15 protein-coding genes are annotated in these 15,182 nt (G+C 64.6%); 8 read left to right on the forward strand and 7 right to left on the reverse strand.

Going from position 1 to position 15,182, the window contains the following annotated elements; translation table 11 throughout:
* Positions 1 to 101: 101 nt before the first annotated feature.
* Both ACMUJL_RS09505 and ilvD read right to left on the reverse strand, forming a co-directional pair.
* A complete protein-coding gene (locus tag ACMUJL_RS09505; RefSeq protein ID WP_416914235.1) occupies positions 102 to 668 on the reverse strand; it encodes a hypothetical protein in 567 nt (188 codons plus the stop codon).
* 19 nt (positions 669 to 687) lie between these two features.
* Entirely contained in the window at positions 688 to 2,424 is a 1,737-nt protein-coding gene (gene ilvD / locus ACMUJL_RS09510) for a dihydroxy-acid dehydratase (RefSeq protein ID WP_375568710.1), read from the reverse strand.
* A gap of 168 nt (positions 2,425 to 2,592) precedes the next feature.
* On the opposite strand from ilvD, the gene ACMUJL_RS09515 reads away from it, so the two are divergent.
* The 7 genes from ACMUJL_RS09515 (at position 2,593) to ACMUJL_RS09545 (ending at position 9,562) form a co-directional block, all read left to right on the forward strand.
* Positions 2,593 to 3,576: a fatty acid desaturase family protein gene (locus ACMUJL_RS09515; protein WP_068293951.1), complete on the forward strand. Its 984-nt coding sequence runs from the start codon at positions 2,593 to 2,595 to the stop codon at positions 3,574 to 3,576.
* Between the two features lie 116 nt (positions 3,577 to 3,692).
* On the forward strand, positions 3,693 to 4,580 hold the full coding sequence (locus ACMUJL_RS09520) for a CPBP family intramembrane glutamic endopeptidase (RefSeq protein WP_375568708.1): 888 nt from the start codon (positions 3,693 to 3,695) through the stop codon (positions 4,578 to 4,580).
* Positions 4,580 to 5,524 (forward strand): CPBP family intramembrane glutamic endopeptidase, encoded by a 945-nt coding sequence (locus tag ACMUJL_RS09525; RefSeq protein ID WP_375568706.1) that lies wholly within the window; start codon positions 4,580 to 4,582, stop codon positions 5,522 to 5,524. Before ACMUJL_RS09520 ends, ACMUJL_RS09525 begins: the two co-directional genes overlap by 1 nt.
* 81 nt (positions 5,525 to 5,605) lie before the next feature.
* Positions 5,606 to 6,520 carry an acetyl-CoA carboxylase, carboxyltransferase subunit beta gene (accD, locus tag ACMUJL_RS09530; RefSeq protein WP_068293957.1) on the forward strand — a complete coding sequence of 305 codons (915 nt, stop codon included), beginning with the start codon at positions 5,606 to 5,608 and terminating at the stop codon, positions 6,518 to 6,520.
* A gap of 7 nt (positions 6,521 to 6,527) precedes the next feature.
* On the forward strand, positions 6,528 to 7,802 hold the full coding sequence (locus ACMUJL_RS09535; RefSeq protein ID WP_375568703.1) for a bifunctional folylpolyglutamate synthase/dihydrofolate synthase: 1,275 nt from the start codon (positions 6,528 to 6,530) through the stop codon (positions 7,800 to 7,802).
* Between the two features lie 264 nt (positions 7,803 to 8,066).
* Positions 8,067 to 8,630, forward strand: a complete 564-nt coding sequence (locus ACMUJL_RS09540) for a rhodanese-like domain-containing protein (protein WP_375568701.1) — start codon at positions 8,067 to 8,069, stop codon at positions 8,628 to 8,630.
* Positions 8,631 to 8,734: 104 nt separating this feature from the next.
* Positions 8,735 to 9,562: a LysM peptidoglycan-binding domain-containing protein gene (locus ACMUJL_RS09545; protein ID WP_375568699.1), complete on the forward strand. Its 828-nt coding sequence runs from the start codon at positions 8,735 to 8,737 to the stop codon at positions 9,560 to 9,562.
* Between the two features lie 84 nt (positions 9,563 to 9,646).
* Here ACMUJL_RS09545 and ACMUJL_RS09550 read toward each other — a convergent pair whose 3' ends face one another.
* Both ACMUJL_RS09550 and zapE read right to left on the reverse strand, forming a co-directional pair.
* Positions 9,647 to 10,129 carry a lytic transglycosylase domain-containing protein gene (locus ACMUJL_RS09550; RefSeq protein WP_068293970.1) on the reverse strand — a complete coding sequence of 161 codons (483 nt, stop codon included), beginning with the start codon at positions 10,127 to 10,129 and terminating at the stop codon, positions 9,647 to 9,649.
* Between the two features lie 93 nt (positions 10,130 to 10,222).
* Positions 10,223 to 11,287 carry a cell division protein ZapE gene (gene zapE, locus ACMUJL_RS09555; RefSeq protein WP_375568697.1) on the reverse strand — a complete coding sequence of 355 codons (1,065 nt, stop codon included), beginning with the start codon at positions 11,285 to 11,287 and terminating at the stop codon, positions 10,223 to 10,225.
* A gap of 134 nt (positions 11,288 to 11,421) precedes the next feature.
* Between zapE and ACMUJL_RS09560 the strand changes: the two genes are divergently transcribed.
* Positions 11,422 to 12,684: an MFS transporter gene (locus ACMUJL_RS09560; RefSeq protein WP_068293982.1), complete on the forward strand. Its 1,263-nt coding sequence runs from the start codon at positions 11,422 to 11,424 to the stop codon at positions 12,682 to 12,684.
* A gap of 18 nt (positions 12,685 to 12,702) precedes the next feature.
* On the opposite strand, the gene ACMUJL_RS09565 is transcribed toward ACMUJL_RS09560, so the two are convergent.
* The 3 genes from ACMUJL_RS09565 to ACMUJL_RS09575 are packed head-to-tail and all read right to left on the reverse strand — an operon-like array spanning position 12,703 to position 15,172.
* Complete coding sequence (locus ACMUJL_RS09565; RefSeq protein ID WP_068293983.1) at positions 12,703 to 13,644, reverse strand: alpha/beta fold hydrolase; 942 nt, start codon at positions 13,642 to 13,644, stop codon at positions 12,703 to 12,705.
* Positions 13,641 to 14,555 (reverse strand): ornithine cyclodeaminase family protein, encoded by a 915-nt coding sequence (locus ACMUJL_RS09570; protein ID WP_375568694.1) that lies wholly within the window; start codon positions 14,553 to 14,555, stop codon positions 13,641 to 13,643. Before ACMUJL_RS09570 ends, ACMUJL_RS09565 begins: the two co-directional genes overlap by 4 nt.
* Positions 14,552 to 15,172, reverse strand: a complete 621-nt coding sequence (locus ACMUJL_RS09575; RefSeq protein ID WP_375568692.1) for an HAD family hydrolase — start codon at positions 15,170 to 15,172, stop codon at positions 14,552 to 14,554. The genes ACMUJL_RS09570 and ACMUJL_RS09575 overlap by 4 nt, the downstream gene beginning before the upstream one ends.
* Between the last annotated feature and the right edge of the window lie 10 nt (positions 15,173 to 15,182).

Consider the following 15,182-nt stretch of genomic DNA (forward strand, 5'->3'; position numbering starts at 1 on the left):
TAATGACGAAACAATCCTTACCGATGCAGCGCATTGACACAATTACAGAAACACGAACGGCGGATCAATCTGCAGCAGGGAGGCAAGCCTGCAGGTGTCACTCAGCGGGCCGGACTGTCGCGGCGGATCGCCTCGACCAGATCCAGCATGAACCGCATGCCGCGATCCGACACCATGGCACTGTCGGGCGCGCCATAGAGGGCCAGGCCCAGGACCGTGTCCCCGACCGTCATCAGACCCCGCCAATGCCTTGGGTCCGCCTTGGGCGGAACGGTCGAGCCACCCTCGACCTGCAAGAGGGCCAGACCCTCGCGGTTGATGGCGCGCAGGATGCGGCCACGGCCCAGGGCCTGCTGAAAGTCGCGGCTGTCGGTGCTGACGCCCCCCTCGCCGATGGGCGAGGCCGAGATGGTGATGATCGCAGGTTCGACGAAAACGCCACTGGTGTCGCCCGAAAGGCTGGCGCAACTGCCGATCAGGGCAAAACCGCCCTGCGCCCGGTTCACGACACTGCCGGCATCCACACAATACCCCGACGGAGGGCGCAGGACGACGTTGCCCCCGGCCAGTTCCGCCTCACGCAGAACCGGGACGGGCGAGGTGCCACCACCAAGCTGGAGGCACCCCGAAAGGCACAAGGCCAGAATTGGGGCCAACCAGATCCGCATAGACCCGCGCCCCCTTATGTCACAGATCCATATAGATGTGCTTTTCCGCCTTGGCGCCCGGATGGGTGACCGCACCCTTGTAGGTCTCGCCGACGATCTGGGCGTATTTCCACAGCGCACCGCTGGCATAGATCGTGGGACGCGGGCCTTTCCAGTCGGCCTTGCGGGCTTCCAGTTCGGCATCGGTCAGATCGACGCTGATTTCGCCCTTGATGGCGTTCAGGGTGATCATGTCGCCGTCCTTGACCAGCGCGATGGGGCCGCAATGGGCCGCTTCGGGGCCGACGTGACCCACGCAGAAGCCGCGCGTTGCACCGGAGAAACGGCCATCGGTGATCAGAGCCACCTTCTTGCCCATGCCCTGCCCGGAAATGGCGGCGGTGGTGGCCAGCATTTCGCGCATGCCGGGGCCGCCTGCGGGACCCTCGTTGCGGATGACGATCACGTCGCCTTCTTTGTAGTCACGGCGCTGGACGGCAGCGAAGGCGTCTTCCTCGCATTCGAACACGCGGGCGGGGCCGGTGAAGACCTGCTGATCCTCGGACATGCCCGCGACCTTCACGATGGCGCCGGTGGGGGCAAGGTTGCCCTTGAGGCCGACAACGCCGCCCGTTTTGGTGATCGGGTTGGCAACGGTGTGGATGACCTTGCCATCGGCTTCGCGGGTGATCTTGTCCAGTTCCTCGCCGATGCTGTAGCCGCTGGCGGTGATGCAATCCTCGTGGATCAGGCCCGCCTTGCGCAGTTCCTTCATCACGACGGGCACGCCGCCTGCCTCGTAAAGGTCCTTGGCAACATAATCGCCGCCCGGCTTGAGGTTCACGAAATAGGGGGTATCGCGGAAAATCTCGCAGACGTCATCGAGGAAAAAGTCGATCCCCGCCTCATGGGCAATGGCGGGCAGGTGCAGGCCTGCGTTGGTGGACCCGCCGGTACAGGCCACGACGCGGGCCGCGTTTTCCAGCGACTTGAGCGTAACGACGTCGCGGGCGCGGATGTTCTTTTCGATCAGGTTCATGACCGCACGGCCCGACGCCTCGCCATACTGGTCGCGGCTTTCGTAAGGGGCGGGCATGCCGGAAGAGTTCATCAGCGCCAGGCCAATCGCCTCGGAGACGCAGGCCATGGTATTGGCGGTGAACTGGCCGCCGCAGGCACCCGAAGTCGGGCAGGCGACGCGCTCCAGAATTTCCAGCTCGGCATCGGACATGTTGCCGGCCTGATGCTGACCCACGGCTTCGAACACGTCCTGCACGGTGACATCCTTGCCGTTCAGGCGGCCCGGCAGGATCGACCCGCCGTAGATGAAGACGGAAGGCACGTTCAGGCGAACCATCGCCATCATCATGCCGGGGAGCGACTTGTCGCAGCCGGCCAGGCCGACAATCGCGTCATAGCAATGGCCGCGCATGGTCAGTTCGACGGTGTCGGCAATCGCCTCGCGGCTGGCCAGCGACGAGCGCATGCCTTCATGGCCCATGGCGATCCCGTCGGTCACGGTGATCGTGGTGAATTCACGCGGGGTGCCGAAGGCCTGCTTGACGCCCATCTTCACGGCCTGCGCCTGACGGTTCAGGGCGATGTTGCAGGGGGCGGCCTCGTTCCAGCAGGTGGCCACGCCGACCAGAGGCTGGTGGATCTCTTCCTCGTTCAGGCCCATCGCATAGAGGTAGGACCGGTGCGGCGCGCGGGCGGGCCCTTCGGTCACATAGCGGCTGGGCAGTCTGGATTTGTCGATGCGCGGTTTCGTGGACATTGGTGCCTCCCCGGTAAATCTGTCCGGATCGGAATAAAGAAGGGTTTCGAATGGCACAAGTGCGATTGCAAGACGCGGCGTCACAGGGCGCGCGGCCGTGCTGCGGCGTTGACAGGGTCGCCGTGCAGGCAAACACTGTGTGCCAAGCATCACGGAGGAGAGGACGCGATGACAACCGGCCAGAGCATCGGACCAGAGGGCAAGAGCCATCAGGCGCTGGGGCGGGACTTCTTCAGCACCGATGAAATTCGCGCGCTGGCGGAACGCTCGGACATCTGGGGGTGGTGGCTGGTGGTGCATTGCTGGGGCACGATCGCGCTGGCGCTGGCGCTGTTCGGGATCTGGCCCAATCCGCTGACCTTTGTGCTGGCCGTCGTCGTCATCGGATCGCGGCAACTGGGGCTGGCGATCCTGATGCACGAGGCGGCGCATAACGCGCTGTTCCGGTCGCGGGGGTTGAACGACTGGGCGGGGGAATGGCTGTGCGGGCGGCCGATCCTTGCCGATCTGGGCGAATATCGCCGCTACCACCTGAAGCACCACCGCCATACCCAGACCGAGGAAGACCCCGACCTGAAGCTGTCCCGCCCCTTTCCGACCACGCGCGCCTCGCTCAGGCGCAAGTTCTGGCGTGACATCACCGGACGGACCGGCCTCAAGCAGCGCAGCCAGCAGATCATGTTCGCGCTGAAGATGGCGGGTGAAGTCGAAGGCCAGCCCGGCGCGCAGGACCTGGCGCAGGCGTTTTCCGGTCCGGTGATCGGGCGGGCGATCATCGCCAATGCGGTGCTGTTTGCCGTGATGTGGGCAGTGGGTGCCTGGTGGTGGTGGCTGGCCTTCTGGGTGTTGCCGCTGCTGACGTGGTTCCAGCTTGTCCTGCGCATCCGCAATATCGCGGAACATGGCGCGGTCGAGGCGGTGGACGATCCGCTGCGCAACACCCGCACGACCCATGCCGGGCCGTTGATGCGCCTGCTGGTCGCGCCCTACTGGGTCAACTACCATCTGGAGCATCACCTGGTGATGCACGTCCCCGCGCGCAACCTGCCGCGCCTGCATCGGCTGATGGTGGAACGGGGGCATGCGGCGAAGATGCAGATCGGTCGCAATTACCTTGATGTGCTGCGGATCGCGTCATCCCGACCGGCGTGATGCCGCAAGTGGGCCACCGACGGCTGCAAGCCCCCTGTTCGCACCCCCGACCACGCGCTAGGTTCACGGCATGGGTCTGATGGACAGGCCGCGACACGAGGAGCCAGACCCGACCGATGCGCTACGATGCCCACAATGACTTTGTCGGCCCCGCGCGTGCGCATGCGCAGGTCTGGCGGCTGGCGCTGGGCCTTGTGCTGATCGTTGTCATCGTGATCGGCCTGAACGCCCTGTTCGGGCAGGCGGTCCTGCGCCTTGCCGGCGAGGGGTTGCACCGCGACATTACCCGCATCGAAACACCGGGACAGAGCGCGGCCGGCGTTCTGATCCTGCTTTACAGCTTTCTGATCATGACCCTCGCCGCGGCGCTGGTGACCCTGCAATTGCACAGGCGCAATCCGCTGACGCTGCTGGGGCACTGGCCGCTGATGCTGCGGCAATTCGGTGCGACGCTGGCGGTGCTGATCGCGATTGCTATCGCGATCATCGTGCTGCCGCCATGGGGATTTGCCGATCCGCTGGTGCCCGGTCTTTCGCCGGTGACCTGGATCCTGCTGCTGCCCGTATCGCTGGTGGCGGTTCTGGTGCAGACCTCGGCCGAGGAAATCCTGTTTCGCGGCTATATCCAGCAGCAACTGGCCGCGCGGTTTCGCAGCCCGCTGGTGTGGATGGTGGCACCGGCTGCGATATTCGGTCTTTTGCATTACCGGCCCGATGCCGGTGCCAATGGCTGGCTGATCATGGCCTGGGCAGCGGGTTTCGCGCTGGCCGCCGCGGATCTGACGGCGCGTGCCGGCACGCTGGGTCCGGCCATCGCCCTGCACTTCGTGACCAATGCCAGCGCCCTGCTGATCCTGTCGGCTGAAGGCACGTTGTCCGGGCTGGCGCTGTTCCGGTTGCAGATCGACATGGCCGATCCCGTGGCCCTGCGACCCTATCTGATGATCGACGCCATGCTGATCCTGATCGGCTGGCTGGCGGCGCGGCTTGCGATTCGGCGCTGATGACCCGGCGCGCCTATGATCCGCATTTGCGTTTCGTCGAGCCTGCCCGGGCGCGGTCGGAACCGAAGCTGCTGGTGATCGGAATCCTGCTGGTCGAGGTGATGTATCTGGCGTCGGTGCACCTGATGGAGCCGTTCCTGCAACTGGTGCCGCTGGCCAACCCAACCGAAGTGGCGGGCGGCAGCACACCGCGCGGGCTGTTGGTCCAGCTTTACAGCTTTCTCGCCCTGGGCCTTGCGGTCGTGCTGGTCAGCGCCAAGCTGCATGGGCGCGGCCTTGCCAGCCTGATCGGGCAACCATCGTTGGCGGTGCAACAGATGTTTCAGGTCACGCTGCTGCTGGCCATCGGGACGCTGGCCATCGAATTCATACCCCCCGATGTCGAACTGCTGTCGTTCACCCAGATGCGCCCCTTGGGCCCCTGGCTGGCGCTGTTGCCAGTGGCCCTGCTGGCGCTGCTGATCCAGACCGGGGCAGAGGAGCTGTTTTACAGGGGCTATGTCCAGCAACAGCTTGCAGCGCGGTTCGACCGGCCATGGGTCTGGCTGGTGCTGCCAAGCCTGCTGTTCGCCTCGGCGCATTACACGCCGGAACTGCCCCCGGTCGAGGCCGCTCATTACATGATCTGGGCCTTCTGCTTCGGTCTTGCCGCGGCGGACCTGACCGCGCGCAGCGGCACATTGGGGCCGGCCATCGGGTTTCACCTGGTGAACAACGCCTTGGCGTTTCTTCTGTTCGGGCAGGCGGGCGGCATGGATTCCGGTCTGGCGCTGTTCCTGTTTCCCGCCGATCCGGCCCAGTCCCTCTTGCCGCCGCCGACCATGCCGCACCCTCTGCCTTCGGACGGCATGGCCCCCGTCAGCCTGTTCGATCCCGGCTTTCTGGTCGAGCTTCTGGGGATCGGCATGCTATGGGTCGGTGCCCGGATCGCGATCCGGCGCTGATTGCATTTTCTTGCCCGAAGGCTTACCTCGGCCCTAGAACCGTCCACACGGACACTCGACCACGAAAAAGGCCTGTCGCCCATGAACTGGATCACCAACTACGTCCGCCCGCGGATCAACTCGATCTTCTCGCGTCGCGAAGTGCCCGAGAACCTCTGGACGAAATGCGACGACTGCGGAACGATGCTGTTTCATCGCGAACTCAGCGACAACCAGAATGTCTGCACATCCTGCGGGCATCACATGTCGATCACGCCGCGCGCGCGGTTCAAGGCCCTGTTCGATGGCGGCATCTTCAGCGAGGTGGCGGTGCCGGAACCGATGGCCGATCCGCTGCAATTCCGCGACCAGAAGAAATACCCCGAGCGCATGAAAGCCGCGCAGAAATCGACCGGTGAGCGTGACGCGATGCTTGTCGCGACAGGCGAGATCGGGCGCACGCCCATCGTGGCCGCGGCGCAGGACTTCAGCTTCATGGGCGGGTCCATGGGCATGTATGTGGGCAATGCGATCATCGCCGCCGCCGAAGAAGCGGTAAAGCTCAAGCGGCCACTTGTCCTGTTTTCCGCTGCGGGTGGCGCGCGCATGCAGGAAGGCATCCTGTCCCTGATGCAGATGCCGCGCTCGACCGTGGCGATCCAGATGCTGAAAGAGGCGGGCCTGCCCTATATCGTGGTGCTGACCCATCCGACCACGGGCGGGGTAACCGCATCCTATGCCATGCTGGGCGATGTGCAGATCGCGGAACCCGGCGCCTTGATCTGCTTTGCCGGTCCCCGCGTGATCGAACAGACGATCCGCGAGAAACTGCCCGAAGGATTCCAGCGTGCCGAATACCTGCTGGATCATGGCATGCTGGACCGCGTGACGCCCCGCACCAAGCTGCGCGAGGAATTGATCACCATCATCCGCATGCTGACGGGCCAGACGCCCGCCGTCTGGGGGGATCTGCCCGCCCCCGAAGCGGCGGCAGCGACACCCACCAGCGCAACCTGATCCGATCATGGCAACCGCAGGTTCGGACATCATCCTTGAACGGATGATGGCGCTTCACCCCAAGATCATCGACCTAACGCTGGATCGTGTCTGGCGGCTGCTGGCCGCACTGGACAACCCGCAGGATCGCCTGCCGCCGGTGATCCATATCGCAGGCACCAATGGCAAGGGCAGCACACAGGCCATGATCCGCGCCGGGCTCGAGGCGGCAGGACATGCGGTTCATGCCTATACCTCGCCGCATCTGGCGCGGTTCCATGAGCGGATCCGGTTGGCGGGAGAGCTGATCACAGAGCAACATCTGACCGAGATGCTGCAGGACTGCTATGGCGCGAATGACGGTGCCAACATCACCTATTTCGAGATCACGACCTGCGCGGCGCTGCTGGCCTTTGCGCGCATCCCGGCCGATTACACCCTGCTTGAGGTTGGCCTTGGCGGACGTCTGGACGCAACAAACGTGATCGAAAAGCCCGCGCTGTGCATCATTACGCCGGTTTCGATGGATCACGAACAATATCTTGGCGACACCATCGGCAAGATCGCAGGCGAAAAGGCCGGCATCCTGAAACGTGGCGTGACCTGCATCGTGGGGCCCCAGACCGATGAGGGGCTGGATGCGATCGAGGCCAGCGCCGCGCGCGTCGGCGCGCCCCTGCTGATCCATGGACAGCACTGGCACGTGGGACGCGAAGGCGACCGCCTGATCTATCAGGACGAGAACGGGCTGGTCGACATGCCCCTGCCAAATCTGCCCGGCGCACATCAGATCCAGAATGCCGGCGCGGCGCTGGCGGCCCTGCGGCATCTGGGACAGCCCGATGTCGCCTTCGAAGCTGCGGTGACCCGCGCCTTCTGGCCCGCCCGCATGCAGCGACTGCGCGAGGGTCCGCTTGTCGCTTCGGCTCCGCAGATCGAGCTTTGGCTGGATGGCGGGCATAACCCGGCAGCGGGCGAAGCGATCGGCGCGCATCTTGCAACATTGCCCAAGCGCCCCACGCATCTGATCTGCGGCATGCTGAACACCAAGGACATCGGCGGCTATCTGCGCCCGATGGCTCCTCATGTCGACAGCCTTCACGCCGTCAGCATTCCCGATACCGAGGCGACGCTTCCGGCAGAGGATACGGCGGCAGCAGCGACACAGGCCGGGATCAGCGCCAGCGTGGCCGCATCGGTCAGCGCGGCATTGGCCGATATCGCCGCAAAGGATCCCGTGGCGCGGGTGCTGATCTGCGGATCGCTGTACCTTGCAGGATCGATCCTGCGCGAGAACGGCTGACCCACGGGGCAGCCGGAACGCGCCACCCGCAGCGCACGTGATATCGGCAAAGCAGCGGCAGATGGACGATTCGCCCCCGCTGCGAATCACTTTATGTTGACTGATTCGGACCGATTCGCCTATATCTGGCCTATTCATCGGGGCAAGCCCGTCTGCCGATATTCAGGGCTGTCCCTTTTCAGGGGGATATTCGTGATGTTGCGCCGTTTTGGCCTTGTGTGTGTTTTTGTGAGTTTTGCAACACTTCCCGCCCATGCCGAGAGCGTGCGCATCACCCAGGATATCGAGGCGCGGACGATCACGCTGAATGGTGCGGAGATTGTCATCGACCGTATCCAGGACAGCGAGAACCGGCTTGAGGGCGACTTTGCCCGCACCTCGCGCCCCTGCCCGCCTTTCTGCATCACGCCGATGACCGTGGCGCCCGGTGTCGTCACCCTGGGCGAGCTTGAGGTGATGGATTTCCTGGATGCCAGCGTCGCGGCGGGTGAGGGCCTGCTTCTGGACAGCAGGCTTCCCGAATTCTTCGCCAAGGGCACGATCCCCGGCGCGATCAACCTGCCCTTTGCCACGCTCGATCCGGCCAATCCCTATCGTGACGAGATCCTCAAGGCGCTTGGCGCGACCCTGACAGGGTCGGACTGGGATTTCTCGGAGGCCAGGCAGCTGGCAATCTTCTGCAACGGCCCCTGGTGCGATCAGGCACCGCTTGCGATCCGGTATCTGCTTCAGTCGGGCTATCCTGCCGAAAAGCTCAGCTACTATCGCGGCGGGATGCAGGTCTGGCTGCAACTGGGCCTGAGCACCCATACCCCGAGCGGAGGTTGACCTTGTCCGCAACCGCACGGGTCACAACCACATTGAATGCCCCCCCGGACTACCTGGGGGGCAACATGTTTCTTGCCAGTAGCCGCCGTTTACCGGAGATTTCCATGCTTCGCGCCCTTGCCATCGCCAGCCTTTTCGCCGGGATCACGGTTGCCCTTGTTCTGTTCAAGGCCGATCCGGGCGCACCACCGGCAGCGGAGGGGGCGAATGTCACGCGATCCTCGGCCGGCTTCGACAATCTGGCGATCACCCCCACGGCTGCGGTGCCGCAAGTGGCGCAAAGCGTGCCGCAGGCAGGGCCGCGCATACAGGATCAGGGCCATGTGGCGTCCCTTCCGGCCGTTGCGGCGGATGTTGACCTGCAGGCCATGACCCGTGGGGTTCTGGCCGAACTGGGCGTGACGCCACCGGCCCCGCCCCCGACAGACACAGGTGCCGATGATCCGCTGCACGCGATGTCCATGGCCGCGCTCAGCGGCTTGCGCAAGATGACGGGGCAACCTGACCCCGCGCAGTCGCCCAGCGCATTCCAGACACTGATCGCGCAGGCACTGCAGGCGGGTCAGTCAGACGCCTATATCGACGCCTTGCTGAACGAAGCCGCCGGAAGCGGCCGGATCACCGTGCCAAGCGCCCTTGTGACCGCCGAGGGGCGCGTCGATACCCATATCATCCTCAGCACCATCGTGGCCCAGGCGGCGATTGCAAGCGGACAGGATATCGGCGCGGCAAAGGTTTCATCCTCGGGCCGCATCCAGCCAGGCCAGCAACAGGTCTACACGGTCAGCGCGGGCGACAGCCTTGGGTCTATCGCGCTCAGGTTTTATGGCGACATGTCGCGCTACAACACGATCTTCGATGCCAACCGCACGGTCCTGTCCAGCCCGGACAGCCTGCGGGTCGGGCAACGTCTGGTGATCCCGACGATTTGACAGTTAAGGCAGGCAGGAGACGAAAGAGGGGCCGAACCAACGGCCCCCTTTCATTTTCAGGGACCCCGGTTTGCCCTCAGGCGATCAGGCCCGCAGGCCGGTTTCGCGCAGCATGCCGCGCCGCTTGGCCTCGTAGTAGTAACCACGCGCATACCACATGACCGCGCGGTCATGGCTGCCGTCCGACAGCAGCCACGCGCCGCGCAGATACCGCACGGCGTAGCGCAGGTTGGTTTCCGCATCCAGAAGGTCGGCGGGCTGCCCGCGAAAGCCCATCGTGCGCGCGGTGGCGGGCAGGATCTGCATCAGCCCGTAATATGGCCCGTTGCGCGCACCGGGGCGGTGGGTGCTTTCGCGCAGGATCACACGCTGCACCAGGTCCACGGGCACATCGTTTTCCTGTGCAGCGGCCACGATCAGGCGACGCAGTTCGGGCGTTTCATTCGGATAAAGCGGGGTCGAGCGGGTGGTCAGGTCTGCGACCGCTTCGGGTTGAGACCGCGCACAGGCCGACACGGCAAGGGCCGCCATCAGGCCAAGGGCGACACGTCGGGAACAGGGTACCATCACAAGCCTCGAAAGGGTTTCACATAGGCGCGTGATAGCCCGCAGGCGGATCGAAAAGAACCGCTGTTTTCCACATCGGCAAAGCGACGCCGATCAGATCAGATCGCCGGCCCATTCCGCCGATTGCATCTCGCGCAGGCGGCTGGCGGTGCGTTCGAATTCGAATGTCCCCTCACCCTCGAGGTAGAGGTATTCCGGCTCGGCCGCAGCCGAGCAGATCAGGCGCACCTTTGCCTCATAGAGCGCGTCGATCAGGGTGACGAAGCGCTTTGCCTCGTTGAAATTAGTCCGCCCAAGCGCGGGGATGTTTTCAAGCACCAGAACGCGCGCCGCTTCGGCCAGGGCAAGGTAATCCGCAGCCCCCAGCGGCTTGCCGCATAGATCGTAGAATGACGCGCGGGCCACGCCATTGCGAAAGGCGGGTATCTCAACTTGCCGCCCCTTCACGTGCAGCGTCAGCGGTTCCGCACCACCGCCTGTCAGGTCCTGCCAGACCTGCGCGATGGCCGCCCGCGCCGCGTCGTTGGCTGGTGTGAAATAGACAGGCGAGCCTGCCAGCCGGTCTTGCCGGTAATCCCTGTGACTGACCAGTTCATGAACGACCATCCGTTCCTTGAGCAGGGCGATGAACGGCAGAAAGATCTGCCGGTTCAGACCGTGCTTGTACAGGTCATCCGGCACCCGGTTCGACGTGGTCACCACGACCACGCCCGCCTTGAACAGCGCCTCGAACAGGCGTCCCACGATCATCGCATCGGTGATGTCGGTGATCTGCATCTCGTCGAAGGCCAGAACCTTGACCGAGGCCGCCACGTCGGCGGCGACCGGGGCGATCGCATCCTCGACCCCGCGTTGGCGCGCCTTGTGCATGCCGTTGTGGATTTCCTGCATGAAGGCATGGAAATGCACGCGGCGCACCGGGACCTGCAGGCTTTCGACGAACAGATCCATCAGCATCGACTTGCCGCGCCCGACACCGCCCCAGAGATAAAGCCCCCTGGGCGGTTCCGGCGGTTTGCGGAACAGGCCGCGCTTCACCGGCTGGGACAGGGCCGCGCGAATACGCTCGAACTCGGGCAGCGCCTCAAGCTGGGCGTCATCCGGGCTCAGGCGACCCTCCTGCACGCGGGTCTCGTAGATCTGGAGCAGCGTTTCCATGTCCCTCCTTAGCCCGCGTCCCAAGCCATGAAAAGACGCAGGACATCACGAAAGGTGAGGATTGGGCGCATATTTCGTCGATTGACGCTGCCAACCATCGGCTTAAGGTCCGGCCACCACCCCAGGAGCCTCAGATGCACAGCGCCCCCGCCGCCAGACCCGCCTCCATCTTCACGCCTGTCCTTCTGGTCGGTTGCGCCATCATCATGGTGTCTTTCGCGATCCGGGCCAGTTTCGGCGTGTTCCAGATCCCGATCGCCGAGGAATTCGGCTGGCTGCGCGCAGAATTCAGCCTGGCGATCGCGATCCAGAACCTGGCATGGGGCATCGGGCAACCCTTCTTCGGGGCCATGGCCGAGAAACTGGGCGACCGCAAGGCGATCGTTCTGGGCGCGCTGTTCTATGCGGCGGGGCTTGTGCTGTCGTCCTTCGCGGTGACGCCGACAGCACATCAGTTCTACGAAATCCTCGTGGGTTTCGGCATCGCCGGCACCGGGTTCGGCGTGATCATGGCCGTTGTCGGGCGCGCCGCCACGGACGAGAACCGCTCGATGAGCCTGGCGATTGCCACGGCTGCCGGGTCGGGCGGGCAGATCTTCGGCGCGCCGCTGGCCGAGTGGCTGCTGACGATGATGAGCTGGCAAAGCGTGTTTCTGGTCTTTGCCGCATCCATCCTTGCGGTGCTCTGCCTTCTGCCCCTGATGCGCGCGCCCACGCCCCCCGCCAGCCGGGCCGAGCTTGAACAGAGCTTGGGCGGCATCCTGAACAAGGCGTTTCGCGACCCGTCCTTTACCCTGATCTTCGTGGGCTTTTTCAGCTGCGGTTATCAGCTGGGTTTCATCACGGCGCATTTCCCGGCCTTCGTGACCGAGATGTGCGGCCCGATCCTGCCGGGCGGCGTGCTGCACGGACTTGGCATCACCACGACATCGGCGCTGGGTGCCGTGGCGATTTCGCTGATCGGTCTGGCCAATATCGCGGGCACGCTGACCGCAGGCTGGGCCGGCAAATACTGGCCGCGCAAGTATCTGCTGGCGGGTATCTATACCGCGCGGACCGTGGTGGCCGCCGCGTTCATCCTGACCCCGATCACACCCGCGACCGTGCTGCTGTTCTCGGCGGCGATGGGATCGCTCTGGCTGGCGACGGTGCCGCTGACCTCGGGGTTGATCGCGCATATCTACGGGCTGCGCTACATGGGCACGCTTTACGGCATCGTGTTCTTCAGCCACCAGCTGGGCAGCTTCATGGGCGTCTGGCTGGGGGGCAAGATGTATGACCTGACCGGCGACTACACGCTGGTCTGGTGGATCGGTGTCGGCGTTGGCGCCTTCAGCGCCATTGTTCATTTGCCGGTGCGCGAAAAGCCGATGCCCCTGACTGCCAAGGCTGCCTGACCCCCAAGACAGCGTCGATCACTCGCCTTTCACCTCGGCGGCGATGCCCGCCTCGATGAGACGGACAATGGCGCTGGCGTGGGTATAGGTCAGCCCATGACCTGCCCCGTCGATCACCTCCTGCCGGGCCATGCGGTTCCATTGCGCCAATCGGCCCATCGCGCTGATCGGAATGACGGCATCATCGCGCCCCCAGATCGCGATCACGGAAATCCCCTCGCGGCTGATGGTGCGATGCTCATCTTCCAGCGGGCGCGGCAGGATCCCCCGCATCGAGGACAGGACCGCCGGCACGAAGCCACGCTTGCCCAGTTCGGCCTGCTGGTAGTCGATGATCCCCTCGACCTCGGTGGGCAGGGCGCGCTCGGCCTCGGTGCCTTTCCGGTGCAGGTCCGGATACCGCAGCAGCATCAGCCAATCCCCAAGGATCGGCGTGTCGCGGGTGAACTTGGCAAGCTTGCCCAGATCATGCCCCATGCCCGCAGGCGCCAGCAGGATCATGCGCCGCACACGGCCGGGGTTGCGCGCCGTATAGGCCGACACGATGGCACCGCCCATGGAATACCCCAGAAGGGTCACATCCTCTGTCACACCCTGCGCGGCCAGAAGATCATCCAGTTGACGGATGAAGAAATCCTGATCCTGCAGGCCCGGCGCCCGGTCGGAATAGCCGCGCCCGTAAAGATCGTAGACCAGAACGCGAAAGCCCATGAGCGCGAGGCCCTGCGCCACCGCGTCCCAGACCATCGAGGGTGTGGTCAGGCCATGCACGCAGACCGCCACGGGGCCGCGCACGGGCCCGATCCATCGGTAATGCGTGACGCCCTGCGACAGTTGCGCGAATTCCCCCGGCGCATCCTGTCGGGCCGCGTCATCCATGGGTTTGCGCATCGCCTCACGCGCGAAGGGCCAGATCGCGATCAGGCCAAGTACCAGCAGAAAGACGAGGAACCAGATCATTGTGCAGCCCTCCAGGCATCCAGGATATAACGGCTTGTCATCAGGTCCAGATGCGCGCCGCCGCCATTCTTGAACAGGGTAATCTCGTCTTCGGATCGGCGCATGAAGTTTTCAGGCTCGTAATAATCGGCCTGGATGTCGGCACGGTCGATCACGCCGCGCGCCAGCGGGTCCTTGATCTCGCCGATATGACCCACGGTGGTGTCGTAACTGTCCACGAAGATGCGCGCGCGGCGCAGGGCCGCGTCATCCGCCTCGCGCATGTCGGGACGGTAGGCGCCGATCAGGTCCAGATGCTGTCCGGGGCGCAGCCAGTCGCCGTTGATCACAGGTTCGGTGCTCATCGTGGCGCAGGTGATGATGTCGGCCTGTGACACGGCGGTTGCCAGATCATCGGCCACGGTCATGCCGGGCCAGTCGGCGGCCAGCGCCTCGGCGCCGGCGCGGCTGCGGTTCCAGATCGTGAATTCTGCATCCGGGAAGCCCGCGCCATAGGCCTGCCGGAGGGAACGGCCCACGGTGCCGGCCCCCACGATCAGGATGCGGCGACTGTCGGGCCGCGCCAACCGGAGCGCGGCACAGAGGCTGTCGCCTGCGGTTTTCCATTTGGTCACCAGATGGAAATCGACAATCGCCTCGAGCATCCCGTCACGGTCGGAATAAAGCGTGACGCCGCCGTTGACCACGGGTTGGCCCTGCGCGGCGTTACCCGGAAAGATCGTGGCGGATTTCACCGCCAGCCCCAGCCCGTCGATCCATGCGGCGCGGTTGAGCAGCGTGTCTGGGGTGCGATAGAGGAAGGTATCCGCAATCTCGGCCTTCGGAAGGGTGTGGCCATGGGTCAGCGCCCTGGTCAGGGCGCGCCAGTCCAGATGCGCCTCGGCGGTGAAGGGAATGATGGGAATGCTCATGCGGCCTCGCTTGTGGTCAGGATCCCCTCGTCGACCAGACGGCGCGCCCAGCCTTCGGGTCCATCGAAAAGATGGGTTTGCCACCCACGTGCTGTGGCGGCGTCTATGTTTTCGGCGCGGTCATCGGTAAAGAGAAGACGGTCGGGCGGGATGCCGCAGCGCTGTTCCAGCATCTCGTAAATGCGGGGGGCGGGTTTGGTCACGCCCAACGCCCCCGACAGGTAAAGCTGGTCGAATTCATCGAGGAAGGGATAGACACCCCGCGCCATCCCGAAGGGTTCCAGCCCGAAATTCGACAGGGCAAAGACCGGCATGCCGCGCGCGCGCAGGGCGCGCAGCAGGCGGACGGAATGGGGGATCTCGGGCCGCGCCATATCCAGCCAGTGGGTGTGCCACATCAGGATCGCCGCAGCGTGATCGGGATAATCCCGCGCGGTGCGAGCGATTTCATCGGCGAAACCGCCGCCCGAATCCACGCGGTCGTTCATCGCATGAAGATCCACATCCGCGAACATCGCGCGGCGGCGATCAGGCCCTATGCTGGCGTCATAGAACCGTTCGGGCTGCCATTCGATCAGCACATTGCCGATATCGAAGATCACGGCCTGAACGGTCATTCGCCTCTCC

The organism is Seohaeicola sp. (assembly GCF_048006315.1).
Taxonomy (GTDB): Bacteria; Pseudomonadota; Alphaproteobacteria; order Rhodobacterales; family Rhodobacteraceae; genus Seohaeicola.

What these genes read in the sequence shown, in the direction of transcription:
- ACMUJL_RS09570 (WP_375568694.1), bottom strand. Translation starts at nt 14,555, where the DNA reads ATGAGCATTCCCATCATTCCCTTCACCGCCGAGGCGCATCTGGACTGG.
- ACMUJL_RS09520 (WP_375568708.1), top strand. Translation starts at nt 3,693, where the DNA reads ATGCGCTACGATGCCCACAATGACTTTGTCGGCCCCGCGCGTGCGCAT.
- ACMUJL_RS09515 (WP_068293951.1), top strand. Translation starts at nt 2,593, where the DNA reads ATGACAACCGGCCAGAGCATCGGACCAGAGGGCAAGAGCCATCAGGCG.
- ACMUJL_RS09575 (WP_375568692.1), bottom strand. Translation starts at nt 15,172, where the DNA reads ATGACCGTTCAGGCCGTGATCTTCGATATCGGCAATGTGCTGATCGAA.
- accD (WP_068293957.1), top strand. Translation starts at nt 5,606, where the DNA reads ATGAACTGGATCACCAACTACGTCCGCCCGCGGATCAACTCGATCTTC.
- ACMUJL_RS09505 (WP_416914235.1), bottom strand. Translation starts at nt 668, where the DNA reads ATGCGGATCTGGTTGGCCCCAATTCTGGCCTTGTGCCTTTCGGGGTGC.
- ACMUJL_RS09550 (WP_068293970.1), bottom strand. Translation starts at nt 10,129, where the DNA reads ATGGTACCCTGTTCCCGACGTGTCGCCCTTGGCCTGATGGCGGCCCTT.
- ACMUJL_RS09560 (WP_068293982.1), top strand. Translation starts at nt 11,422, where the DNA reads ATGCACAGCGCCCCCGCCGCCAGACCCGCCTCCATCTTCACGCCTGTC.
- ACMUJL_RS09565 (WP_068293983.1), bottom strand. Translation starts at nt 13,644, where the DNA reads ATGATCTGGTTCCTCGTCTTTCTGCTGGTACTTGGCCTGATCGCGATC.
- ilvD (WP_375568710.1), bottom strand. Translation starts at nt 2,424, where the DNA reads ATGTCCACGAAACCGCGCATCGACAAATCCAGACTGCCCAGCCGCTAT.
- ACMUJL_RS09545 (WP_375568699.1), top strand. Translation starts at nt 8,735, where the DNA reads ATGCTTCGCGCCCTTGCCATCGCCAGCCTTTTCGCCGGGATCACGGTT.
- ACMUJL_RS09525 (WP_375568706.1), top strand. Translation starts at nt 4,580, where the DNA reads ATGACCCGGCGCGCCTATGATCCGCATTTGCGTTTCGTCGAGCCTGCC.
- ACMUJL_RS09535 (WP_375568703.1), top strand. Translation starts at nt 6,528, where the DNA reads ATGGCAACCGCAGGTTCGGACATCATCCTTGAACGGATGATGGCGCTT.
- zapE (WP_375568697.1), bottom strand. Translation starts at nt 11,287, where the DNA reads ATGGAAACGCTGCTCCAGATCTACGAGACCCGCGTGCAGGAGGGTCGC.